We start from the raw sequence: 25,918 nt of genomic DNA, 5'->3' as shown, positions 1-25,918 counted from the left end.
ACACAATGAAAAACTTCTATTTAGTAGTAACACTCTTTCTATTAACCCTAGCAGGTTATGCTCAGAAAGCGATAATATCCGGAAAGGTATTAGATGCTGATGACAAACTTCCCTTGCCCGGAGCAATGATTCAAATTGTAGGCGAAAACAAATACACCGTTTCTGATTACAATGGTCGTTTTGAATTACTTAATATAAATGCAGGTACTTATCAGGTTTTAGTAAAATACATTGGATATACTTCCATTACTCATGAAATTACAGTACAACAAGGAAAAAACAACGTACTTGATTTCACCCTTAAAACTTCGGGAACAGAATTGAATGAAGTGGTTGTGGGAGACATTTTAAAAGGTCAGGCCAAAGCCTTAAATCAGCAAAAAAATAACAAAAATATAGGAAACGTAATCTCCTCAGATCAAATGGGTCGTTTTCCCGATGCCAACGTAGGAGACGCTTTAAAACGTGTTCCCGGTATCACCATGCAAAATGATCAAGGTGAAGCCCGTAATATTATCATTAGAGGCCTAGCTCCATCACTGAACTCGGTAACATTAAACGGTGACCGAATTCCATCAGCCGAAGGAGACAACAGAAACGTACAAATGGATTTGATTCCGTCTGATATGATTTCTACGATTGAAGTCAACAAAACACTAACTTCTGATATGGATGCAGATGCTATCGGAGGTTCGGTAAATTTAATTACAAGAGCCACTCCAAACGGTGAAAGAATCTCTGCAACACTTGCCGGCGGCTATCTACCAATACGCGAGCACGCAAGTTATACAGCAGGTTTAGTATACGGAAACAGACTTTTCGATAATAAACTTGGTCTCGTTTTTAGTGGTTCTTATAATAATGTAGATTATGGTTCTGATAATATCGAAAACGAATGGGTAAAAGATGATTTCGGAAATCAATATTTGCAGGCATCTGAAATTAGAAAGTACGATGTACAACGTATTCGTCGCAGCGGATCTGTTGCTTTAGATTACAAATTTGATGAAAACAACACCATTTTTGCCAATGCCATTTACAACTGGAGAGACGATCGTGAAAACCGTTTCAGAACTACTTATGATGACATTGAACCTATTTACAATGGAGAACAAATTACTGGTTTTGAAGGTCGTGTAAAACGTCAGACAAAAGGCGGAGTTGACAACAACAGAAACAAAAACAGACGATTAGAAGACCAACGTGTACAGAATTATTCTATTCGCGGAGAGCATTTAATCAATTCTAAATTAGATTTGGATTGGTCTGCCAATTATGCCAAAGCGAGAGAATATCGTCCGGGTGAACGTTATATCGAATACCGCCAGAAAGGTCTTGAAATGACCGAAGATTTATCGGATTTGAGATTTCCTTTAATCACAACAAGCGGAGAAGCGCTAGATAAATTCAAATTTGATTCGGTTACAGAAAACACAGACGATACCAGCGAAAGTGAATTTGGCGCCAAAGTAAACATCCGTTTTCCTTTTACAATTATTCCTTCGCAAAAAGGAAGACTTAGAACCGGACTTCGACTACGTTTAAAAGAGAAAAAGAGAGATAATATTTTCTTCTCCTACGAACCTACAGGTGACGGAATGGAATTACTATCCGGAATCCCGACAAGTTCTTTTGATGGTAAGAACTTCAATCCGGGGAGCAAATATGTTCCGGGAACTTTTGCATCGGCAAACTTTTTAGGAAGTCTTGATTTAAACAATCCATCTTTATTCGACAAAGAAGCTGACGCCGCAGAATATCTGGCAGTTAACTATAATGCTAAAGAAAATATTTATGCCGCTTACGTAAGATGGGATCAGGATTTTAATGATAAATTATCAATGGTTTTAGGTTTCCGTGTAGAGAATACGCACATCGATTATACCGGAAATCGTGTTCTTGACGAAGAAGAATTAGAAAGTAAAATCAACACTACCAATTCCTACACAAACGTATTGCCAAGTATTTCTTTCCAATACAATGCCACTAAAGATTTGGTTTTAAGAGCAGCTGCTACAACGGCTTTGGCAAGACCTAATTATTATGCCTTAGCTCCTTATGTGAACAATATTGCGGCGGACAAAGCAATTACAGCCGGAAACCCGGATCTTGATGTTACTTACTCCTACAACTATGATTTCATGGCAGAGAATTATTTCAAATCTGTGGGATTAATTTCAGGTGGTGTTTTCTACAAAAAGCTAAATGATTTCATTTACAACTACAGCGACAATCAATATACAGCTGCAAAATTCGCAAATGATTTCCCGAATCAAATAAACCCAATTCCGGTTGGCGAAAACTGGTCATTTGTACAATCTAGAAACGGAGACAATGTGGATGTTTATGGTTTTGAAGTTGCTTTTCAACGTCAGTTAGATTTCTTACCTGGGAAATTCCTTAAAGGTTTTGGCATTTATCTGAACTATACCTACACCAAATCTAAAGCAAAAGGAATTGCTGACGAAGATGGAAACGAAAGAAACAACATTAGCCTTCCGGGAACAACTCCGCATATGTTTAACGGGTCATTATCTTGGGAAAACAAACGTTTTTCAGCCAGAGTTTCCACCAACTTTACCTCCGATTATTTAGACGAGCTGGGTTCAGAATCGTACAAAGACAGTTATTATGACAAGCAACTTTTTGTTGATGCTAATGCTTCTTTCAAAATTACACCTAAACTGCGTCTTTTTGCCGAAGCCAACAATTTAACTAACCAACCATTGCGCTATTATCAAGGAATTGAAGCGCATACCAAACAAGTAGAATACTATCAAGCCAGATATAATTTTGGTTTGAAGTTAGACTTGTAACAATCCATATATATAATTCTTAAATTAGACAGAGTTTAACCGCTCTGTCTAATTGCATTTAAAAAAACAAACAAAATGAAAAATATATCAGCACTGACTTTTTTACTTTTTACACTTTTATGCATCGCTTGCAAGGACGACAAATTAGCGCCTGTCGCTAAAAATGCAGTAAAACCAACCGTAGTTACAAAAGCTTTACCGCATGACACAGATGATCCTTCTATTTGGATTCACCCCACAGATTCCTCAAAAAGTATAATTATAGGAACAGATAAAGACACTGATGGCGCTTTGTATGCTTTTGATTTGAATGGAAAAATTCTAAAAAAATCAATTCCTTTAAAAAGACCAAACAATGTTGATATCGCTTACGGTTTATTAATTGATGGTAAAAAAATAGATATTGCCGTTACTACAGAACGTGAAAGTGACAAAATAAGAATCTTTAGCTTACCAAATTTAGAGCCAATTGATAATGGTGGAATTCCTGTTTTTGAAGGCGAAACTTTAAGAGATCCTATGGGAGTTGCGTTATACACACGTCCAAGCGACAAGAAGATTTTTGCTGTTGTAGGAAGAAAATCAGGACCATCAGGAAGTTATTTATGGCAATATGAACTTTCTGCTTCCGGAAAAACAGCAACTGCCAAAGTAGTTCGAAAATTTGGAGCCTACAGCGGGAAAAAGGAAATCGAAGCTATCGCAATTGACAACGAATTAGGAACTATTTTATACTGTGATGAACAATTCGGAATTAGAAAATACAAAGCAGATCCCGCCCTAAAGGACAACAAAGAACTGGCTCTTTTTGGGAAAACCGGATTCAAAGCAGATAATGAAGGAATCGCAATTTATAAAAAAACAGACTCGACAGGTTACATTTTAGTATCCAACCAACAAGCAAATACTTTTATGGTTTATCCGAGAGAAGGTGCCAACGGAAATCCAAACGAATATCCTTTATTAGCAGAAATCCCAACCTCAACAATTGAATGCGACGGAGCAGATGCCACCAGTGCAAACTTAGGAGGAAAATTCAAAAACGGCCTCCTGGTAGCCATGAGCAACGGAATGACATTTCATTACTATACCTGGGATTTGATGCAACAACGAATTGACAAAGCCAGGAAATAGTTTTCAGTCGCAGTCGCAGTTTTCAGTTTTTACCCGGAACTGAAAACTAAAAAGTGTCAGGCTGAGCGAAGTCGAAGCCCTTAATAACGTAAAACCCTTCGACTTCGCTCAGGGTGACATCGCAAATCAAAACTGAGACAAAAACAAAAAAGCTGTTCATAACGAACAGCTTTTTTTAAATTTGAATTAGTAATTTTCCTTATTCTGTAATCGGTGCACCAGCCAAAATTTCGGCATTGGCAAATTCTTCAAATTTGGCAAAATTAGCTTTGAATTTCTGAGCTAATTCAATTGCTTTTTTATCGTATAAATCTTTGTCTTCCCAAGTATTTCTAGGGTTAAGGATTTCATTTGGAACATTTGGACAAGTTTGCGGTTTTGCAATTCCAAAAATCTCATGATTTTCAAAAGCTACATTGTCTAATTCACCGTTTAATGCTGCAGTGATCATTGCACGAGTGTATTTTAATTTCATACGGCTTCCTGTTCCGTATGCTCCACCTGTCCAACCTGTATTGATCAACCAAACTTTTACGTCTGCGTCTTTCATTTTTTTAGTTAACATTTCTGCATAACGTGTTGGGTGTAACGGCATAAATGGCGCTCCAAAACAAGCTGAGAAATTAGGTTGTGGCTCTGTAACTCCTGCTTCAGTTCCGGCAACTTTAGCCGTATATCCTGAGATAAAGTGGTAAGCAGCCTGACCTGGAGTTAATTTTGAGATTGGAGGCAAAATTCCGAAAGAATCTGCCGTCAAAAAGAATATATTTTTAGGATTATGTCCTATAGATCCCGGTTGAATGTTATCGATGTGTGTGATTGGGTAACTTACACGTGTATTTTGTGTAATTGAAACATCATCAAAATCCACCTCATTAGTTCCCGCTTTGAAAACTACATTTTCTAAAAGCGCTCCTTTTTTAATTGCTCTAAAGATATCCGGTTCGTTTTCTTCTGTTAAATTAATAACTTTAGCATAACAACCACCTTCAAAGTTAAAAACAGAATTTTCACCAGTCCAACCGTGCTCATCATCTCCAATTAACTTACGTTGCGGATCTGCTGATAAAGTTGTTTTTCCTGTTCCGGACAATCCAAAGAAAATTGCCGTATCTCCTGCTTCACCAACATTGGCGCTACAGTGCATTGGTAATGTATTTTTGAAAACCGGTAAAATGAAATTTAAAGCAGAGAAGATTCCCTTTTTCATCTCTCCTGTGTATCCTGTACCACCAATAAGTGCTATTTTTTTAGTAAAATCTAAAATAGCAAAATTAGACTGACGTGTTCCGTCTACAGCAGGATCTGCCATAAAACTTGGTGCACAAACTACAGTCCATTCCGGGCTAAAGTTAGCTAATTCTGACTCTTCCGGTCTTAAAAACATATTGTAACAAAACAAGTTAGACCAAGCCGTTTCTGTTACTACACGAACATTTAATCTATAATTTGCATCAGAACAAACATAAGAGTCTCTAACAAAAACTTCTTTATTAGATAAAAACTGTGTTACTTTATTATATAGTTTTTCGAAAGCTTCAGAAGAAAACGGGATATTTACTTTTCCCCACCATACCTGATCTTCGGTAATACTGTCCTTTACGATAAAACGATCCTGAGGAGATCGACCTGTGAACTCGCCTGTATTAATTGCCAATGCTCCAGTAGAGCTCTCAACACCTTGGCCTGACTGCAAAGTAATCGCATGCAATTCATCAGCTGATAATTGATAGCGAACTTTTGCATTTTCAATTCCTAGTTCCTTTAACGAAATCGATTGCGTGTAAAGTGTGTTAGCGTCCATAAATTTTGTTGTTGTGTATGTTTCTTTTTTTAGTGAACAAACATAATTTTTACTTTGATTCTTAAGTAGTTATACTTTTGAAATTCGAATTGTTATATTTTTTACCAATACAGATAAAAACCAATAAAAATTCACATAAGCAATATCATATGTTATTTATGAGACAAAATTAAAGATTAATTTTTAGATAGAATTTTTTATTCTGAATTTTATGATTTTTTCTTCAAAATAGTAGCAAATAACACCAGCCAAGCTAGAATTAATAAAAATCCTCCCAAAGGTGTTGCGAATACTATAATTTTCGAGTCAAAAACAGTGTAGTCTTTTGTAACTAATAAATAGATAGACCCACTAAACAGTAGGACACCAGCGACAGTAAGGTTGTAGATTGTTTTTAAAGTCTTCTCGGCAATCTCTTTTCTGGTTGAAAGAAAAAACAGAAAAAAAGCATGATACATTTGATAACGAACTCCAACTTCAAACGTATTTAATTGATCGACCGATAACCATTTTTTTAACAGATGAGCTCCAAAAGCACCTAAAATAATAGCCACCATCCCTAAAAAAGCACCTGTCAAAACAATTTTTCTTTTCATTTTTTCTATGTTTTTTAATATTCAAACAAAAATACTGCAAACAATCTGAAAAGCTTTTCACTTTTTAAAAATCTTTTTCAATAAAAGGAATTCGACTGTTTTACTCTTAAAATTAAAAATAAATGATTTTTTTCAACTCTTTATATTGTTATATTTATAACATTTTAATATATTTGTGTTATAAATATAAATTATGAGAAGCATTTTAATTATTGGAGCCGGTCGATCTGCCTCTTCCCTGATCCGTTATTTACTGGCAAAATCTGAAAGCGAAAAGTTACATCTTATTGTAGCCGATTTATCTTTGGCTTTGGCCGAAAAGAAGACGCAGAAACACCCGAATGCCACTCCAATGGCTTTAGATATATTTAATACTGCAGAAAGAAAAGCGGCAATAGAAAAGGCATCCATTGTAATATCGATGTTGCCGGCTCATTTGCATATTGAGATTGCAAAAGATTGTCTTCAATTTAAAAAACATCTTGTTACTGCTTCTTATATCAGCGATGCCATGCAGGCTTTGGACGAAGAAGCAAAAAAGAACAATTTAATTTTCATGAACGAAATTGGTCTTGATCCGGGAGTCGACCATATGAGCGCCATGAAAGTAATTGATGAAATCAGATTGAAAGGCGGCAATATGTTGCTTTTTGAATCTTTTTGTGGCGGATTAGTAGCACCTGAATCCGACAATAATTTATGGAATTACAAATTTACCTGGGCACCAAGAAATGTAGTTTTAGCAGGTCAGGGTGGCGCCGCCAAATTTGTACAAGAAGGCACTTATAAATATATTCCGTATTGTAATTTATTTAGAAGAACTGAATTTCTTGAAGTGGAGGAATACGGAAAATTTGAAGCATACTCCAACCGTGATTCGCTAAAATACCGTTCTATCTACGGTTTAGATGATATCCTGACTTTGTACAGAGGAACCATCAGAAGAGTTGGTTTTTCTAAAGCCTGGAATATGTTTGTACAACTGGGCATGACGGATGACAGTTATGTGATGGAAGATTCTGAAAATATGAGTTACCGTCAGTTTGTGAATTCTTTCTTGCCGTATCACCCAACCGATTCTGTTGAAATCAAAACACGACTGATCTTAAAAATTGATCAGGACGATATCATGTGGGACAAACTTTTGGAATTGGATTTATTCAATCCGAACAAAAAAATAAATCTGCCCAATGCTACTCCTGCGCAAATCTTAGAAAAAATACTTTCTGACAGTTGGACTTTAGAGCCTGACGATAAAGATATGATTGTAATGTATCACAAATTTGGATACGAACTTAATGGAGAGAAAAAACAAATTGACTCTAAAATGGTTTGTATTGGAGACGATCAGACTTATACAGCTATGGCAAAAACAGTTGGCCTGCCGGTAGCTATGGCCACCTTGTTGATTTTGAATGGAAAAATCACAACACCAGGCGTACAACTTCCTATAAACAAAGAAGTTTATTTGCCAATTTTAAAAGAATTAGAAGAGTATGGTGTCGTTTTTAACGAGCAAACCATGCCTTATTTTGGATATAACCCGGACCTATTCTAGTTTCTGGTTTATTTTTTTTTCGAGATTTTTTTTTTTAGTTTTTAATTTTATCCGCTTCTGTTTTTCAAGAAGCGGATTTTTTTATTCTTACTCTGCCGACTGAACGGTAATAGGCAAGCTGTACATTACCGCTACCGGCTCCCCGTTAACTTTTCCGGGTATCCATTTTGGGCATAATTTAAGCACTCTTATTGCTTCTTCTCCACTTCCGTACCCAACATCTCTCAGCAATTTAAAATCAGCCAAAGTCCCGTCTTTTTCTACCACAAAAGTGACATAAACCCTACCCTTCAATTTTACATCTGCCGGCGTTGTTGGCATTTTATAATTCTGACCTACAAATTTATAAAATGCCACCACCCCGTCAGGATGAACAGGATTCTCTGTTAAATCAGACGTTTTATAAACAATCCCTTCTTCTTTTTTTACTTTTTGATTCTTTGAGTCGTACAAATCAATTTCAACAGATTCCGGCCCTCCTTTTTCTAGCTTTTCTTCCAATTCCTCATTATTTGGCGGAAATTTCGATCCCTCAAACACATTTGGAACCACCTTTTTCTCTGCGGGAGTAAGTTCTTTGTATTTTTTCTCCGCTACCACAGTTCCTTTATCATCTTTAATTTTAAAAGTTGTATTATCATAATAAGTAGCAAAAAGACTTGCCTTTTTAGTGGTTTCTTTACCCGAAGTTGCTTTTGCTTTTAGCTCCTGCGCTACAGTTTTGGCACACAAAAGATACACGAGCCCGGTTAGTAATGGTAAAAGAAGTGTCTTTTTAAACAATCCTCTTGAAACTGATGTTGTAGTTGTCATCATAATTAATCTTTTTTTGGTTATAGAATAGTTCAAATTACTGGCCAGGTAATATATCGGACTTTGATTCGCTTTGGACAGTAATAAATGCTGATAAAACGAAACATTGTTATGTGATTTGACAACTTTACTATCAGCAAGAAATTCGTGATTGAGTTGTATTGCTTTTTTGTAGAAAATAAAAATAGGGTTGAACCAAAAAATCGTTTTAATTAATTCAATCAACAAAACATCCACAGAGTGTTTTTGATTCACATGAATCAATTCATGAGTAAACAATTCGCTTTCTATTTTTTTGTTTTGATAGTCTTCTTCATTCACAAAAATTGTATTCAAAAAAGTATAAGGCAGTGTTTGTTCTTTCAACAAAACCAATCTTACATTTTGATATTTTAATACCGAAACTGCATTTGTCTTTTGAATTAATTTATACAAGTTTTTTACAAATCGAAAAAACAAAACTGCTGTAATTATTCCATACAAAAGCCAACCCATAATCTCGTAAACAGGCGTTTTCTCTTCTACTATTTCTGCCGTGATCTTCCCGGGAACTGCAACACTATTGGTCGCAACACTCGAAACTTCTCCTATTATCTCGATAGTTACAAACGGAATAACAAACGAAATGAGAAGACTCCCCAACAAGAAAAACCTGTTAAACTGATTAAATTTCTCTTTTTCCAAAAGCAAATAATATACACCCAGAAGCACACATAATGCGATCGTCGATTTTATAAGAAAGGCTGTCATTTTTTCTTCTTTTGAATTTGTGAATCGATTATTTTCTTAAGCTCCTCCAATTCCGAAGTCGACAAATCAGTTTCTGTCGTAAAAAACGAAGCAAATTGCGAGGCCGAATTATTAAAGAAATTACTAATCAGACCGTTGACATGTTTCGAGAAATAAGCTGTTTTTTTAACCAACGGGTAGTACTCTCTCGAATTACCAAATTCATTATAAGCGATGAATTTTTTATCAATCATTCGCTTCAGCAAAGTTGCTACTGTTGTTGTGGCCGGTTTTGGTTCCGGATAAGCTTCCAACAAATCTTTCATGAAAGCTTTTTCGAGCTTCCAAAGATGCTCCATTAATTGTTCTTCTGAGTTTGATAGTTGCATAATTATTTAAGATTTTCTAGTTTTTCCAATTCAGGTAATTCTTTTTTATAAGCTTCTAAATTCCAAACGAGACCGACTTTTGGTGCATATTCCGCCATAGTCCCAAGCCCGACTTCGGCACGTCTCTTATCTACATTATCCGGATCAATCATTGGCGAAATATGGGGCTTTCTCGTTGCCCTGTCCATTGAAGTCTGACTTCCGTAAATTTGTTTTCTTCCTTCTCTTAATGCCACACGATCTTCAAGCAAAGCCAATGAGCCGGCTTTTGCATCTCCTTTTTTAACCGCATCCCGCATCATCGGAAGGTATTTTTGCTGGGTTTTCAAAGGTGCGTGCTGAATAACCAAAAACAAGGTTTGATTCGCTTGTTCACCAACCGTGTTTTTCCCCACCCATCCTCTTTCGTCCAGGATCTTTGCTACTTTAATCAAATTCAAGCTGTCTTTATAAATCATTATCGCGCCAATACTGTCTATCTTTTTCTTGTCAGACTTTTTATCTTTATAAACAGCCATAAAGTCTTTTCGAATATCCTGATCTTCATCATAGATCGCAAGCAGCTCTTTCTGTAACGGTTTGTCATAATTCGCCTCAATACCATCCATTTTCTTTTGAAACTTCTCAATTAACTCCTTCCATTCTTTTTGTGAATGCAATACCGTTAAATCTCTGTCTTTTTTTAAATGACCCAAATTCTCGTAACCGTTATCGATTGCCAAATTCAACCATTTAAAAGCACTTTTTGACTCATTTGCTAATGCAGCCGAACAAGCTCCGTTATACAAATGAGCAGACTTTACAGCTTCTTTTTTGAATGCTTTTTCATAAAACCCTACCGAAATTTTATATGCTCCACCAGCATAACACGAATCGCCTTTACGAACAAAATCGCTATAAGTTTGCGCTTGAAGCAAAATACTATTGAATACAACTAAAATAAAAACAAACCTTTTTTTCATAACCTGAATACTTACTTATTAATTTTTTGTTCTGATACTAATTCTCCGTTTTCGTACTTTTTAATCCCTTTTAATTTTCCTTTATCCGAATAGAATTTCCAATCTCCAAAATAAAACCAATGTGATTGCAAAGTCGTTATTTCCAATTTTGTATTTCCTTTGGACTCTAGTTTTCCGTTTTCATAGTAGTTTTTCACTACACAGATTCCGTTTTTGTATTTCTCCGTTTTATAAATTTTTCCATTTATATAGGTCTTCCACTTTTTTACAGGCTCATCATGCTTGTAATATTCTATTGACTTATATTCAACATTATCCTGAACATAAACATCCATCCACTTCCCTTCCTTCTTTTTATCGATTTTCTGATTAATTAGTGCGGTTTTGCATCCGAGAAATGCAAACAGGAATAATATAAAAAGTGTTTTCTTGTTCATTTTTGCTCTACACTTATAGATGTTGCTCTACAAATGTAGAAATAAAATTTAATTGCGCAAGTTTTCTTTTGAAAAAGATACTGAGACACTAAGATCTAAGTAAGACCCTAAAAATTCTTGCTGCGGCAAGCTATCGAAATGAAATTCCAAAACTCAAAACCCAAATTCCAAAACTGAGGTTAGGCAACAAAAAAAATCCGCTCATTTCTGAACGGATTCTATTGAATTTATCTTTATCTAAGTTTGACAAAGAGTAGAAATCTAAAATTACTTAGACAGCTCTACGAAATACTTGTAAAACAATGGGATCGTTTCGATTCCTTTCAAGTAATTGAAAATTCCAAAGTGTTCGTTTGGCGAGTGAATTGCGTCACTATCCAATCCGAATCCCATTAAGATGGTTTTGCTTTTTAGTTCTTTTTCAAACAAAGCTACAATTGGAATACTTCCTCCTGAGCGAACCGGAATTGCAGGAACTCCAAAAGTTTCTGTGTAAGCCATATTTGCTGCTTTATAACCAATACTATCGATTGGCGTAACATATCCTTGACCACCGTGATGCGGAGATACTTTTACAGTAACACCAGCCGGAGCAATGTTCGTAAAATGTTTAGCAAAAAGTTCTGTGATTTCTTCCCAATCCTGGTTTGGAACTAAACGCATTGAGATTTTTGCGAAAGCTTTGCTTGCAATAACCGTTTTTGCTCCTTCACCTTGGTAACCACCCCAGATTCCGTTTACGTCTAAAGTCGGACGAATCGAATTGCGCTCATTCGTTACATATCCTTTTTCTCCGTAAACATCATTTAGGTCTAAAGCTTTTTTATAATTTTCTAAACTGAAAGGCGCTTTTGCCATTTCGGCTCTTTCTTCAAGAGACAATTCTTCAACCTTATCATAGAATCCCGGAATGGTAATATGATTGTTCTCATCATGAAGAGAAGCAATCATTTTTGCCAAAACGTTAATTGGGTTTGCTACTGCTCCACCATACAATCCGGAGTGTAAATCACGGTTTGGTCCCGTAACTTCAACCTCTACATAACTCAAACCACGTAAACCTGTAGTAATTGATGGTTGTTGGTTAGAAATCATTCCTGTGTCCGAAATCAGAATCACATCGTTTTTTAGTTTTTCCTGATTACGTTCTACGAACCAACCTAAACTTTTAGATCCCACTTCTTCTTCACCTTCGATCATGAATTTTACGTTACAAGGCAAGGTATTGGTTTGTACCATATATTCAAGCGCTTTTACGTGCATGTACATCTGACCTTTGTCGTCACAAGCTCCACGTGCGAAAATTGCTCCCTCAGGGTGAATTTCGGTAGTTTTAATAACCGGTTCGAAAGGAGGAGATGTCCATAAATCGATTGGATCCGGTGGTTGAACATCATAATGTCCGTACACTAAAACTGTAGGCAGATTTGGGTCGATTATTTTCTCCCCATAAATGATTGGATAACCCGGAGTGTCGCAAATTTCGACTAAATCACAGCCTGCTTTTGTTAAACTTTCCTTAACAGCTTCGGCTGTATCGATAACATCTTGCGAATATGCAGTGTCGGCACTTACCGACGGAATTTTCAATAATTCGATCAACTCATTGATAAAGCGATCCTTATGTTGTTGAACGTAAGCCTTAATATTTTCCATTTAAATGATTTTTATAGAAATTCAAAAGTAGCAAAAAAAAAAGATTAATTTTTTTTGAAAAAAGGCTTTGAATATTCGAAGTTATGTCTATCTTTGCACCCACAATTGAGCGGATATGGTGAAATTGGTAGACATGCCAGACTTAGGATCTGGTGCCGCAAGGCGTGTAGGTTCGAGTCCTATTATCCGCACTGAAAAAGCTTCTGAGAAATCAGAAGCTTTTTTGTTTTATGGAGGTTTTGGTTTTTCGTCAACTTAAAATACCCTAAAAATAAATCTGACAGGTTTTTGAAACCTGTCAGATTTACTTCTGGAAAACCGAGGAAATAACTTCTTCTTGATCTTAAAATTTTCCTCCAAAGAATAATACCCTAAAAGACAAAGCTGACAGGTTTTTGAAACCTGTCAGCTTTACTTCAGGAAAAGGAAGGAAATGACTTTATATAAGGAACGAGAAATCACGTCCGCAACTCGACAAAGATTGGCGACTTACTATACGGAATTCCTTGTGTGATTTCTCCTTCGTCGAAATGACACGGTGTGCAAAACCTCTGTTACTTTACTCAATCTCCAAATAAGGATCTAAAACTTCTGTCAATTCATTAAGCCAATAAAAATCGTCCTTAAGATTGGTTTTTTCAAATGGAAAGACTTCACGTTCCTCCATTACGCTCAAAGCAATTAAATAATTAAATCGTCGTATGGTCTTTGCCATATCTTTCGGATCTATTTTGTTTGCAAAAAAATCTGTTAGTCTGGTCTCGACTTCTGAAATGTTACTTGTAGTCATAATTTTAAATTTTAAAAAAGCACTTCTGTAAGTATTTTATTATTTTTTAATTAATCAAATATAACACTTTTAGACACAAATTTGTGTCTAAATAAAAAATAAATCTTATGACTTTTGAAATATGGATATTTCAGAAGAAACTTTTATAATAAATCTTGGGATTCATATTAGACAACTACGTGAAAAGAAAGGCATATCACAAGAAGATTTAGCTAATGATTGTGATATTCCAAGAAATCAAATAGGAAGAATAGAAAGAGCAGAAGTAAATACAGGTATAAGAACTCTTATAAAAATTGCTAATGCCTTAGATATTCATCCTAAAGAACTACTAGACTTTTCTATAAAATAAGATCACTTTTTATTAGTTACATTTTTTTGATTCTTAAATCAAAGTCCTTTAAAAAATGCAAATATCAAAACAAAGAAAAATAGAACTGTTTATCATTTCATTGCTAAGTCTAATTATCTTAGGCTATTTTATTCATTTTAGAAACGTGCATGTAAAGTTCTATAACAAAACTGGAGAAAATATTGATTCATTGATAATAGCGGAAACTTTTATTGGGCACTTAAAAAAGGACAGCTCTACAGAATCTATCGATTTTAAACACTTCACTTTTGATGACAGTATACCATACGAACAAATTAGCGCAATACTAAATAGTAAAAAATCATATCAACTTAACTGGAGTTGGTGTGGCACAGGAAGAAATACAGAATCTAATGGGTCGTATATCTTTGATCTAAAAAAAGTAATAGATCAAAAAGGGAATACTTGTTTTTATCTAACAAATCATAATCAAAAAATTTTCTGGGAATAAAATTGGCAGTTCCCATCTGCTCTATTTTATTTTTTCGTATAGAACTTCTTTAAAATAACTGTCCTCTAAAACTTTCATCTATACAGAAGCAAATGTAACTCTTTAAAAAAACTAAGTACACCATGACAACACCCCAACAAAAACGTTAAAAATCAGAAAATCAGAAAGAAAAAATTTTAGAAGTCAAATTTATCCTATATTTGTATCAAATAATTAATCTATCGAATATTATGGGAGGAGACGCGTAAATATAAGAAAAAACTGTAGTTTTGTAAGAAACTGCATTTATGAGTTCTAAAAACTTCACTACAACTATCTGTAGTATTTTTTCAGGAAAATTTGCCTTTTTTGCTTCTTTGGCATCAATATTAGGGCTTGTTTTTTTATTTATTGCCAACAAACTGGCACTATTCATTGCATTGGCATTCTTCTGCTTAATGCTTTTAACTTTTACGATTTATCTTATCTATACACTCTACAAAGTCTTAGACATAAAACAGACTGATCATGAGAATAGATCTACATTTATTAAATACGAAACACTTGACGGAAATTGTATAACATACGAAACGTACAAACTAATACAAGTAAAAAAACCTGTGCTCACAGAAATGGATTACAATTTTAAATGGACAGGCACTCATTTACCCAAAATAACATCTGACCTACAAGAGGTCATCAACATTGTAGATGAACATGACCCAACAAAGTACGACAGAGCCTTATTAAAGTTCAAAAAACCAATATACTATAATCAAAGTTGTGTACTGCATTTTAAAGCCATACTGGATGATGTAGACAAAGTTTCATTACCACACGTTGAGACAAGAGTAACCAGTGAAGTTGACATTATACATTATAGAATAATCCTCAAAAACAAACCTTTAGAATTTTCGAAAAATGCAATTTTAGAAAAAAGAAAAATAACCTCCGCAATAAATGCTTCTTTCGAAAAAATAAAAGAAATTTCCTTTGACAGCACCACTAAAAGTTATGAATATCATTTACTGAATCCTGAAATTGGGTATTACTACAGAATCCGTTGGAAGAAATAATAATATCAGATCCATAATTTAAAAAACACAGGCACGAATCCTGCACAGGAAAAATGTATCCCCTGTACATAAAAGTTTAAGGCTTTTATCAGTAAATTTTAAGTTTTCAACTACTCTTTTTTAACCTTCGCTATCAATGCTTTATTTTGAAATTTAACTATACTATCCATTTTTAAACTAAATTTCTTTGCTCCAATTTCATTTAAATGATCTCCATCATAAAAATCTTTAGCTACAAATGATTTGTCATTTATAAAATTATAATATTCCAATCCCTTATTTTGCTCCTTTAGCTGATTAAGAACACCAATTGTTTTGGCCAATTGCTGTGGCTTTAAATTCTCTACATAAGTTTTATATGCGGGACTTATAAATAGAATGACTTTTATATTTTTAGTTTTTGCAAAAGAAAGTATTTTATTTAAGGCCGAAACCTGCACAGGAAGAACAGTTCCCTTAGCTGAAGTATGTCTTAAAGCGGCAGATTTTCCTGTTTCCAATAAGTCTTGATTATTGGCAGAATTATAACTCGTTCCCCAGCCAAGTTTATCACAAGCAAGATCATTTCTGTTTTTAGTCCAATATTTAAAAGCTCTATTGATATTTTTACCAAACTTTCCGTTAAGCAACTCAAAGTTGTCATTAAACTTATCTCTGGTACTTACACCGTAATATATTTTGTAATTCTTTACACGCCATTCTTCCGAACCATCTGTAAGACTTCCGTACAATGAAAAATAATCAACCGGTAAGATAATATATTTTAAATTCGACCAATTGTTCTCATATTTTTTCAGGATCTCAAAATCATAATCTAAACTTTGAGATATATGGGCTGCATTAAAACTTTTTGCCTCCAATAACTCTGGCTTTATACCAAAATACACATGGGAGTTTCCCAAAAAAAGTACACTGATTTTGTTAGAATACTTATCTAAATAGTCTCTTTTAAAGGAATAATCATTAGGTATAATTCTTAATGATAATTCAGTTAATACAAGTAGCATAAGTACAGGTAAACTGAAAATCATAATGTTCTTCGTGAATTTTTTCATAATTAAAATTGAAAATAAATAAATTGCTGTTCATTACCAGCAAAATCAAATATTAGATATATTAAAGCATAGTAGAATCCCCATCTAATAGCTTTATTCCATTTTCCACCTATTTGGGCTATTGCATATTGCTGATCTCTTCCAAACCATTCCACTATGATGAAAATTAAGAGAAACAAAAATATTTTATTAGTTAAAAACTCCGGTTTTGTAAACAATGTAGTCGAGAATATTTGAGAAATATAACTCATCGCATGGTGTAGATTCTCTGCTCTAAAAAAGATCCAGGCAAATACGGTTAAGCCAAAAGTCACTATTATTTGAAACAGCTCTTTAAATGTTGGCAGATTTTTACCTTGAGCCACAACATCCAGATTGACTCTGTTTGTATTAAAAATAATGGACGGCATAATATACATCGCATTTAGAAGTCCCCAAATTATGAAAGTCCAATTTGCACCATGCCAAAAACCGCTGACTAAGAAAATGATAAACGTATTTCTAACTTTCATCCATGTACCTCCTTTACTTCCTCCTAAAGGAATGTACAAATAATCTCTAAACCAGGTAGAAAGCGAAATGTGCCAACGTCTCCAGAATTCGGCAATATCTCTTGAAAAATAAGGAAAAGCGAAGTTCCTTAACAACTCTATTCCAAACAATCGAGCCGTTCCTAATGCAATATCAGAATAGCCGGAAAAATCACCATATATTTGAAATGCAAAAAGGATTGCACCTAAAACAAGAGTACTTCCGGAATAATCTGCCGAGTTATTAAATATTGTATTGGCAATTTCTGCGCATTGGTCTGCAATGACTACTTTCTTAAATAAACCCCATAAAATTTGTCTTAACCCGTCTACAGCTTTGGCGTAATCAAAAGTTCTTTTCTTTTGAATTTGCGGCAAAAGATGCGTTGCGCGTTCTATAGGACCAGCCACAAGTAGCGGAAAAAAACTAACAAAGAGCGAATAGTCAATAAAGTTTTTTTCTGCTTTTATACGTCCTTTATAAATATCTATCACATAAGACAGTCCATGAAAAGTATAGAAAGAAATCCCAACCGGCAAAATCAATTTTAAGGTCCAAGGACTTACCTGAAAGCCCAGATGCGAAACAGCTTCGGCAAATGATGAAGCAAAGAAGTCATAGTACTTAAAAATTCCCAGAAACCCTAAATTGACCGAAATACTTAACCAAAACCAGAATTTCTTACTATTTTCATTTTTAGCATCGCACATTTTTAAACCTGTATAGTAATCCAACACCGTTGAAAATAGCAATAAAAACAGGAATCGCCAGTCCCAGCAAGAATAAAAAAAGTAGCTTGATAGTAGAAGTAATATATTTTGAGATCGGAGAGATTTATTTGTAACGAACCAATAAAAAATAAAAACTACAGGTAAAAATAGTGCAAAACTAATCGAATTAAAAAACATCTTATGATTTTATCTTATGGTTATAGTGGGTTTTAAACCTCTTTAAAAGTTTAAAATTACATTTGGATGCCAAAGAAACAAATATAATATCGATGTAGCAATTCTTAACTTTAGTAATATTTATTTTCAACAGTTAAAAATTAGTTTTAACAGAAGAAAAGACTAATATCGCTTGATATCTCCTCTCTTTTGATATCGATTCACAAAATTTTATTCCGACCATAATAGCAAAAAAAAAACAGTTAACCACAAGGCAATTCACCTATGTATCTTTCTTTTTTTGGAATTTGGAACTTTAAAAATTTGGAATTTCCAACCTTATCCAATCCAAACCTTACTCTTAACCAAATTCACCGTCTGCTTTAGATGCTGATTGAACGCAATCAAAACGATCAAAACCAATAGACCATAACCCACAATCGTATAAATTTCCATATCTGCCAGTAAAGTCGATTGTTTAGCTACAGTACCAAAAATCTTTTTTATAGCTAATGTATTGGCATTTTCTGCCGTATATCCTTTAGCCATAAAACTTTGCGTTGTTTTGGCAATTACCTCCTGTGTTTCGGCGCTATTATCGTTTACAAACTGACTTAATTTCAAGAAGTGTTTTTTATTTAAAAATGCCATCGCATTCTGCATAATACAAAAACCAATCGTACTCCCCCAGAAACGTCCTGAAACTCCAATAATTCCTGATGACGCAGCCATTTTAGGCGGTACTGATGATGTGGTGAACAAAATTAAAGGCACAAACAAAAGCCCCACTCCGATTCCCTGTAAAACATACGGAATTATAATATCACTCAAAGCAACGTCGGGCACAAAAAGAAACGTGAACCAAAAATGAAACAAGGCTATAAGCGAAAAACCGATTAAAAAAATATACTTTGTGGATATTGATTTTATCAAAAAGAAAGCCGCCAGAATCAATCCGATTACATTTCCTATTCCGTTAATGTATTGCACTCCGGCTACACGGGACGGATCCCAATTCCAAATCTGGAACATAGCAGCATGACAAAGACTAAGCGTTGCTCTGCTGATATAAAAAAGGAAAAACAACAAAAATCCGATTCGAAGATTGGCATATTTAAAAACTTCGAAGTTAAAACTCGGTCGTTTTACCGAAAGCTCTTTAAAAACAAACAAACCCGCCGTAATCAAAGCAATCATCAACATAAGAATCATTTGCGACGATTCAAACCAGTATTTTTTCTCGGCATACACAAAAAAATAAGCTCCTGTGAGAATTGCAGTCAATACCAAAACATAACTTATCCAATCGATCTGATATAACGGAATTTTCTTTGTAATCCGATGACCTTTAAATGTAATCCAAATCAAAAAGACATTCAAAACCTGCAGCATTCCCGAAACGTATAACATGTATTTCCAGTCGTAATGATCCAGAAACCAAACGGCAATATTCATAATAAATGGCGTTGACAATAATAATGCTCCATAATAAAAGGAGAATCCAATTACAATTGCATATTTAGAATTAAAACGTCCTATCAACAATTGTCTAATAGTAATTACGGGTAACGCCATTAGAATTCCTTCGAAGACCCTGAGTAGCAAAAAAACAGTAAAATTAGTAACGTATGCTGACGAAACTATCGTAATTCCTACCAAGGAATAAACCGCCATAAGGTAGTTTTTGGTCGGAAAAAAACTGGAAAATCGGGCTTCAATCAAAATTGTCGCCAGCAAGGTTCCGTAGGTCACACACATTGCGAACTGCAAATCTTCGGGTTCAATATCCAGAAAACTTGCTGCATAGGTTACGTTTGAAGTATACACTCCAAGCAAAATCATAGAATGCAGTAAACAAACAAACAGAATAATTACAATTGCCCAATTGGGAACCCAGGATTTAAAAATGTCTTGGTCATTCATTTTAATCGTGTTGAGCAATAACGGTTGTATTCATTCCGGCTCTTAGAAAATCTGTTTGCGCATCGTTCTCCTGAAGTTTTATTTTTACTGGAATTCTTTGTTCAATTTTCACAAAATTTCCGGTAGCGTTATCCGGTGGCAATAATGAAAATCGCGCGCCACTTGCAGGTGACAACGAGGTAATCACCCCAACAAAATCTCTTCCTTTTACCGCATCTGCTTTAACAGTTACTTGCTGTCCTACTTTTAAGTATTGCAGTTGTGTTTCTTTAAAATTTGCTGTCACCCATTTTTCTTTACTCACAATCGCAACCAACGATTGCCCTTCTTTAATCAGTTGTCCGGGCTGAATTGTTCTTTTTCCAACCCAACCGTCATAAGGCGCAGTAACAACCGTATAAGACAAATACAAAGCCGCGTTGTCTGCGATCGCTTGCTTCGAATGAATTACAGTTGTCGCAGTAGGAACATTTGCCGCTGCCTGAGAAGTACTTAAACTTGCCAATTGAATTCGGTTTTTAATCTCCTGGCAATGCGCCTGAGCCAATTCGTAATCTGCTTTCACTTTTTCTAATTGTTGTTGCGTTGCCGCTTCTTCTTTTACCAAGGCCCTGTAGCGATCGTACTCTGATTTTGCCTTCCATAAATCGGTTTTCGCAGCCAATAATTGCGATTCACTAATCGCCGAAGTTCCCGATGTCGTTCTCACATTTTTTTCAGCAACAACACTATTTTGTTTCGCATTTTGAACATCAGCCAAAGCCACATCCAACTTTGATTTATATTCTCTGTTATCTACCACAACCAGTGTATCGCCTTTATGCACCAACTGATTTTCTTCGTAACGAACTTCCTCAACATAACCTGTAATTCGGGACATAATCGGGGTAACATATTGCTCTATTTGTGCATCGTTGGTTTCTTCGTGGTTTTTAGTAAAAACATAAAACCAGATTCCCAAACTAATTCCGCTCACAATAAGCACAATTGCTACTAATTTTACAAAAACATGAAAAAACGCACCGGTCTTTTTTCCTTTATTTGCCATAAATTCTATTCCTAATTTTTTATTGAATTTTAAACTCTTCTTTTAGCATTCCTGCCGTGCGCAACAATTCGTAATGTTTCATTGCCGCGTCAATACGGGTTGAAATTTTATTGAATTTAGCTTGTAATAAAGCATTATCTGCATCGACCATTTCGGTCACCAAGACCAACTGATTGAAGTATTTCAGTTTTACAATTCGGTAATTCTCATTAGCCAGTTCCAAAGCCTTATCGACCACTTTAAATCTTTCGAGAATTTCCTGATATTGGGTATGGTTTCTATACAATTCGTCTTTTACCTTGTCTTTTACAATTTCGGATTGCAGGACCTGCCACTGAATTTTGGTGTTCGCGATCTCTACTTTGGTTCTGTTTTTATACAGACCCGAAAGATCAAAACTGGCTGCGATACCAACCTGTCCCAATGAATACAGATACGGATCTGGCGGGAAGAACTTATAATTCGGATAGTTTAAACTGTAATTTCCAAAGAAATGAATGCTTGGGTAATAATTCCCTTTTACCAAATTCAATTCTGTTTTTTTGACTGCAAGTTCCTGACTGGAAATCCTCATTTCTTCGTTTTGCAAAGCATGAGTCATATAAGAGTCATACGGATCAATACTGCTCATTTCATCAATATCTGCCGTTGTATCAATAGCTATTTCCTGCTCTTCAGATACTTGAAGCAGCGTTTTGAAATCATGAAGTGCAATTTTGATGTTTTTTGAATTGGTCAGCGCATTCAATTCCCGATCCGAGAGTTGCAACTCAGCACGAATCACTTCGTTTTTAGTTACCGTACCGTGTTTTTGCAGCGATTGAACTTCTTTGAGTCGGTTGTATTCTTCTTTGATATTCTCTTCAATGATTTTCTGAAGTTGCATCATTTTGTAAATTCCCAAATAGGTTCCAATGACTTCCAATTGAATATCATTTTCTGATTTCTCCTTTTTTATAAGAGCAATTTTACTTTCCTGATTGGCAATCTTAATAGCATTGTTGATTTTATTCCCAACATAAATTGGCATTTTAACAGCGGTACCAACCTGATAGATTTCAGGAATTGTATTGGTAACTTCTTTGTCTTTCAGGAATCCTCCTTTGAATTCTGTCAAATTGGTGATTCGGGAATACATTCCGTTCAATTCAACTTCAGGTAAACGAAGTTCTTTGTTTTCTTTAATATTTTCTTCTGAAAGCGTAACTTCAAGATTGGATTTGAGAATATTTCTGTTGTGCTCTCTGGCTATTTTAATTGCTTCTTTTAATGAAATCGTAGCAACCTGCTGAGCGTATGAAGTGGTAAATCCTATAAAAAAAAGAAACAAAGTCAATCTTTTAAGGGATTTTTCCGGTGTGGAAATCGGTTTTATAAGGAACATGAATACATAAAATAAATTATGGTGCAAAGTTCCTGCATTTTTTTAATGACTGATGCCTCTAAAAAGTCAATAACATATTCATTTCGGACATTTCTAAAAATTCTTATTTTAAGCGAAACCGTTTTAAACTATTGAAAAATAATGCGCTAAATTCTCACGCAGATTTGGCAGATTAAGCGGTTTTTTTTAACCTTACTAAAGGCGGAACTTTGCGGCGTGAGGTGTTAGTAACCAACCAGGATTCTTCCTCTTCCAAATATTGGATGCGATTCCTCCTTCGTCGAAACAATAAAAATCAGCCCAATCTGCTAAATCTGCGTGAAACTTCTCTCGCAGATTTAGCAGATTTTTTTTAATCTTACTAAAGGCGGAACTTTGCGGTGTGATATGTTAGTAACCAACCAGAATTCTTCCTCTTCCAAATACTGGATGCGATTTCTCCCTTCGTCGAAACAATAAAAATCCGCCCAATCTGCTAAATCTGCGTGAAACAATCTTTATCTAGTTCGCACCAAAATCTCCTCACCCCCCAGATAATCAGACGGGCGTTGTCCTAAAATCTTAAAAAAAGTATTGCTAAACGTGGGAACACTATTATAGCCCACTTCCTGAGCCACTTCTTTTACAGAAAGTTTTCTTTCTAATAATAGCTCAATTGCTTTTAAGATTCTCCTGATGGTATAATATTGAATGAATGACATCTTAAGATCCTTTTGAAACAAGCGATACAAAGAGCGTTCGCTATAGCCGAATTCATGCGCAACTTCAGCAAACAAAATCGTTTCTCCCAGATTGTTTTCTATGTGTCGCAGAATTTTACCCAATCTCGGGTCTTTCGGCAAAGGCAATTCTAAAGGTAAATTGATCAGACAGATTTGAGGAAGAATCGCTTTTATCGCTTTAGCAATTACAAAATTTGGACTTCCATCCTTAAGATCACCGTTCCATTGATTCGTAAAAAGCATCATTTGAAGCAGCAGATTATTTACCGGATAGATTCCTTCATTTTGATAAAAATCATTTTCATTCTTTTCAACAGGAAAATACAGATTTCGCATCATCACATTTTCAGATTTTGGATGAATGCTGTGTTCTACTCCACCCGGAATCCATATAAAATGTCGTGCGGGTAAAAAATAGGTTTTGGTTTCGGTCGTAACAAACACCACATCGCCTTCGGCATAAAGCAACTGTGCTTTGTCATGTTTATGCGTCGGAACAAATAATTCCCCCATTACATCATGATGACAATAAATGCTTTTTTGATCGGCATCTACTTTTTTGATGTAATACTTATCTACTTTATGATTTGTTTGTTCCATCGAAAAATAAAGATTTCAACCGCAAGGAATGCAAAAGGAAAATCGCAAGGTTTACAAAATACAACCATTACAGCTTTACAAACTTGTTTAAATCCAAACGCTTTTTGCAGTTTAATTTATTATCTATTAAATATAAGGAAGAAAATGAGACGATCGAAAGTACTAAAAATAAAAAAGCCTTTCCGTTAAGAAAGGCTTCTTCCAATATTGCGGTCTGGACGGGACTCGAACCCGCGACCCCATGCGTGACAGGCATGTATTCTAACCAACTGAACTACCAAACCAACTGCGTTATTGTGGGTGCAAAACTACGACAGAAGTTCTGATTTCACAAGCTTTTTCACGTTTTTTAAACAAATAAAAATGTTAATTTTTCGAACACCCTGATAATTAGATTCGTTGAAATTAAAATTCTAATCTTTTAAAATTCCAAATTCCAATTTTGGGGATGAAAAGTCTTCTTTTTTATGCCGCAAATGTTTTTTTTCACCATATAAGTGATGTAAATTCATTTGAAAATTTTCTTCTTTGCGTGCTTTGCGCAATCTTTGCGGAACTGGCGGTTAAGATTTCCGCACAATTTTGGGTTTTGGAATTTTAAAAGATTGGAATTTATAAAACAAATAATTCTTTTCACCATATAAGTGATATAAGTTCATTTAATCCAAATTACGCAATAGAAACTTGAAAGGAATAAATCTGCGTTTGCTGAGCTTGTTTTTACGGAGTTTCTTACGGAGATTTCTCCTTCGTCGAAAGGACAAACCGTGTGTGTGTCTTTTTTAGATAAACTAAATCTGCGTGCAAAAAATTAGTCATAAAATTAAAAGGATTCATATTACTACAATTAAACTTTGCGAACCTAGCGTAATCTTTGCGAACCTAGCGGTTAAAATTTCGACACAATTTTGGGTTTTGGAATTTTAAAAGATTGGAATTTCTAAAACAAATAATTCTCTTCACCATATAAGTGATGTAAGTTCATTTAACCCAAATTACGCAATAGAAACTTGAAAGGAATAAATCTGCGTTTGCTGAGCTTGTTTTTACGGAGTTTCTTGCGGAGATTTCTCCTTCGTCGAAAGGACAAACCGTGTGTGTGTCTTTTTTAGATAAACTAAATCTGTGTGCAAAAAATTAGTCATAAAATTAAAAGGATTCATATTGCTACAATTAAACTTTGCGAACCTAGCGGTTAAAATTTCGACACAATTTTGGAATTTGGGATTTCAAAAGATTGGAATTTATAGAAGCAAATAATTCTCTTCACCATATAAGTGATGTAAGTTCATTTAACCCAAATTACGCAATAGAAACTTCAAAGGAATAAATCTGCGTTTGCTGAGCTTGTTTTTACGGAGTTTCTTGCGGAGATTTCTCCTTCGTCGAAAGGACAAACCGTGTGTGTGTTCTTTAGATAAACTAAATCTGCGTGCAAAAATTAGTCATAAAATTAAAAGGATTCATATTGCTACAATTAAACTTTACGAACCTAGCGGTTAAAATTTCGACACAATTTTGGAATTTGGAATTTTAAAATATTGGAATTTATAAAACAAATTATTCTCTTCACCATATAAGTGATATAAATTCATTTAATCCAAATTACGCAATAGAAACTTCAAAGGAATAAATCTGCGTTTGCTGAGCTTGTTTTTACGGAGTTTCTTGCGGAAATTTCTCCTTCGTCGAAAGGACAAACCGTGCGTGTGTCTTTTTTAGATAAACTAAATCTGCGTGCAAAAAATTAGTCATAAAATTAAAAGGACTCATATCGCTACAATTAAACTTTGCGAACCTTACGAAATCTTTGCGAACCTAGCGGTCAAAATTTCGACACAATTTGGAATTTGGGATTTCAAAAGATTGGAATTTACAAAAACACCAATTGGTATAAATCAAAAAAGCCATCCACAAAAGTGGAAAGCTTTTCATTGGTCTAACTACTAAACCAGCTACGAGTTACAAATTCGTAGCAAAACAACACAACTAATCTTAGATACCGTATTTGGGCAAAAAAGCCTTTCCGTTAAGAAAGGCTTTCCCCAATATTGCGGTCTGGACGGGACTCGAACCCGCGACCCCATGCGTGACAGGCATGTATTCTAACCAACTGAACTACCAAACCTCTGCGTTATTGCGGTTGCAAAGATAGTATAGAATTTCGTTTCTGCAAGCGTTTTTGTAAAAAAAATAAAATAAATT

The 25,918-nt window shown here is 34.9% G+C and carries 20 protein-coding genes and 3 tRNA genes; 7 read left to right on the top strand and 16 right to left on the bottom strand.

The window, feature by feature from the left end; all coding sequences use genetic code 11:
* Nucleotides 1–5: 5 nt before the first annotated feature.
* Nucleotides 6–2,816: a TonB-dependent receptor gene (locus tag LNP23_RS06680; protein WP_230004348.1), complete on the top strand. Its 2,811-nt coding sequence runs from the start codon at nt 6–8 to the stop codon at nt 2,814–2,816.
* 75 nt (nt 2,817–2,891) lie between these two features.
* Nucleotides 2,892–3,950, top strand: coding sequence for a phytase (locus LNP23_RS06675; RefSeq protein WP_230004347.1), 1,059 nt, complete (start codon nt 2,892–2,894; stop codon nt 3,948–3,950).
* A gap of 199 nt (nt 3,951–4,149) precedes the next feature.
* Here the strand turns inward: LNP23_RS06675 and pckA are convergent, their stop codons facing one another.
* Both pckA and LNP23_RS06665 read right to left on the bottom strand, forming a co-directional pair.
* Nucleotides 4,150–5,754: a phosphoenolpyruvate carboxykinase (ATP) gene (gene pckA / locus LNP23_RS06670; protein ID WP_230004346.1), complete on the bottom strand. Its 1,605-nt coding sequence runs from the start codon at nt 5,752–5,754 to the stop codon at nt 4,150–4,152.
* 209 nt (nt 5,755–5,963) lie between these two features.
* A complete protein-coding gene (locus LNP23_RS06665; protein WP_230004345.1) occupies nt 5,964–6,350 on the bottom strand; it encodes a DUF423 domain-containing protein in 387 nt (128 codons plus the stop codon).
* Between the two features lie 193 nt (nt 6,351–6,543).
* Here LNP23_RS06665 and LNP23_RS06660 point away from each other — a divergent pair, with 193 nt between their 5' ends.
* Nucleotides 6,544–7,908, top strand: a complete 1,365-nt coding sequence (locus LNP23_RS06660) for a saccharopine dehydrogenase family protein (RefSeq protein WP_047777731.1) — start codon at nt 6,544–6,546, stop codon at nt 7,906–7,908.
* A gap of 87 nt (nt 7,909–7,995) precedes the next feature.
* On the opposite strand, the gene LNP23_RS06655 is transcribed toward LNP23_RS06660, so the two are convergent.
* From LNP23_RS06655 to LNP23_RS06635, 5 genes are all read right to left on the bottom strand, one after another.
* Entirely contained in the window at nt 7,996–9,471 is a 1,476-nt protein-coding gene (locus LNP23_RS06655) for a M56 family metallopeptidase (RefSeq protein ID WP_230004344.1), read from the bottom strand.
* On the bottom strand, nt 9,468–9,839 hold the full coding sequence (locus tag LNP23_RS06650; RefSeq protein ID WP_205625362.1) for a BlaI/MecI/CopY family transcriptional regulator: 372 nt from the start codon (nt 9,837–9,839) through the stop codon (nt 9,468–9,470). Before LNP23_RS06650 ends, LNP23_RS06655 begins: the two co-directional genes overlap by 4 nt.
* A 2-nt stretch (nt 9,840–9,841) precedes the next feature.
* Nucleotides 9,842–10,801 (bottom strand): DUF6624 domain-containing protein, encoded by a 960-nt coding sequence (locus LNP23_RS06645; protein WP_230004343.1) that lies wholly within the window; start codon nt 10,799–10,801, stop codon nt 9,842–9,844.
* Nucleotides 10,802–10,812: 11 nt separating this feature from the next.
* On the bottom strand, nt 10,813–11,238 hold the full coding sequence (locus LNP23_RS06640) for a hypothetical protein (RefSeq protein WP_230004342.1): 426 nt from the start codon (nt 11,236–11,238) through the stop codon (nt 10,813–10,815).
* A 267-nt stretch (nt 11,239–11,505) separates the two neighbouring features.
* On the bottom strand, nt 11,506–12,894 hold the full coding sequence (locus LNP23_RS06635) for a dipeptidase (RefSeq protein WP_230004341.1): 1,389 nt from the start codon (nt 12,892–12,894) through the stop codon (nt 11,506–11,508).
* 109 nt (nt 12,895–13,003) lie between these two features.
* Between LNP23_RS06635 and LNP23_RS06630 the strand changes: the two genes are divergently transcribed.
* A tRNA-Leu gene (locus LNP23_RS06630) sits at nt 13,004–13,085 on the top strand.
* A gap of 368 nt (nt 13,086–13,453) precedes the next feature.
* Here the strand turns inward: LNP23_RS06630 and LNP23_RS06625 are convergent.
* Entirely contained in the window at nt 13,454–13,684 is a 231-nt protein-coding gene (locus tag LNP23_RS06625; RefSeq protein ID WP_230004340.1) for a hypothetical protein, read from the bottom strand.
* 121 nt (nt 13,685–13,805) lie between these two features.
* On the opposite strand from LNP23_RS06625, the gene LNP23_RS06620 reads away from it, so the two are divergent.
* The 3 genes from LNP23_RS06620 (at nt 13,806) to LNP23_RS06610 (ending at nt 15,563) form a co-directional block, all read left to right on the top strand.
* A complete protein-coding gene (locus LNP23_RS06620) occupies nt 13,806–14,036 on the top strand; it encodes a helix-turn-helix domain-containing protein (RefSeq protein ID WP_230004339.1) in 231 nt (76 codons plus the stop codon).
* 55 nt (nt 14,037–14,091) lie between these two features.
* Complete coding sequence (locus LNP23_RS06615) at nt 14,092–14,508, top strand: hypothetical protein (protein WP_230004338.1); 417 nt, start codon at nt 14,092–14,094, stop codon at nt 14,506–14,508.
* A gap of 287 nt (nt 14,509–14,795) precedes the next feature.
* Nucleotides 14,796–15,563 (top strand): hypothetical protein, encoded by a 768-nt coding sequence (locus LNP23_RS06610; protein WP_230004337.1) that lies wholly within the window; start codon nt 14,796–14,798, stop codon nt 15,561–15,563.
* 110 nt (nt 15,564–15,673) lie between these two features.
* Here the strand turns inward: LNP23_RS06610 and LNP23_RS06605 are convergent, their stop codons facing one another.
* The 8 genes from LNP23_RS06605 to LNP23_RS06570 all read right to left on the bottom strand — a co-directional run bounded on the left by LNP23_RS06605 (nt 15,674) and on the right by LNP23_RS06570 (nt 25,841).
* On the bottom strand, nt 15,674–16,618 hold the full coding sequence (locus tag LNP23_RS06605; protein ID WP_230004336.1) for a DUF1574 family protein: 945 nt from the start codon (nt 16,616–16,618) through the stop codon (nt 15,674–15,676).
* A 2-nt stretch (nt 16,619–16,620) separates the two neighbouring features.
* Nucleotides 16,621–18,057, bottom strand: coding sequence for an MBOAT family O-acyltransferase (locus LNP23_RS06600; RefSeq protein ID WP_230004335.1), 1,437 nt, complete (start codon nt 18,055–18,057; stop codon nt 16,621–16,623).
* Nucleotides 18,058–18,375: 318 nt separating this feature from the next.
* Nucleotides 18,376–19,959: an efflux MFS transporter permease gene (locus LNP23_RS06595; RefSeq protein ID WP_230004334.1), complete on the bottom strand. Its 1,584-nt coding sequence runs from the start codon at nt 19,957–19,959 to the stop codon at nt 18,376–18,378.
* Nucleotide 19,960: 1 nt separating this feature from the next.
* A complete protein-coding gene (locus tag LNP23_RS06590; protein ID WP_230004333.1) occupies nt 19,961–21,007 on the bottom strand; it encodes an HlyD family secretion protein in 1,047 nt (348 codons plus the stop codon).
* Nucleotides 21,008–21,026: 19 nt separating this feature from the next.
* A complete protein-coding gene (locus tag LNP23_RS06585) occupies nt 21,027–22,337 on the bottom strand; it encodes a TolC family protein (protein ID WP_230004332.1) in 1,311 nt (436 codons plus the stop codon).
* Between the two features lie 551 nt (nt 22,338–22,888).
* On the bottom strand, nt 22,889–23,713 hold the full coding sequence (locus LNP23_RS06580) for an AraC family transcriptional regulator (protein WP_047777711.1): 825 nt from the start codon (nt 23,711–23,713) through the stop codon (nt 22,889–22,891).
* A 210-nt stretch (nt 23,714–23,923) separates the two neighbouring features.
* Nucleotides 23,924–23,997, bottom strand: a tRNA-Asp gene (locus LNP23_RS06575).
* Between the two features lie 1,770 nt (nt 23,998–25,767).
* Nucleotides 25,768–25,841 (bottom strand) — tRNA-Asp (locus LNP23_RS06570).
* Between the last annotated feature and the right edge of the window lie 77 nt (nt 25,842–25,918).

This window comes from Flavobacterium cupriresistens, from assembly GCF_020911925.1.
Classification (GTDB): domain Bacteria; phylum Bacteroidota; class Bacteroidia; order Flavobacteriales; family Flavobacteriaceae; genus Flavobacterium; species Flavobacterium cupriresistens.
Note: the sequence above shows the minus strand (reverse complement) of the source record. Positions and strands in the feature narration are given on the sequence as shown.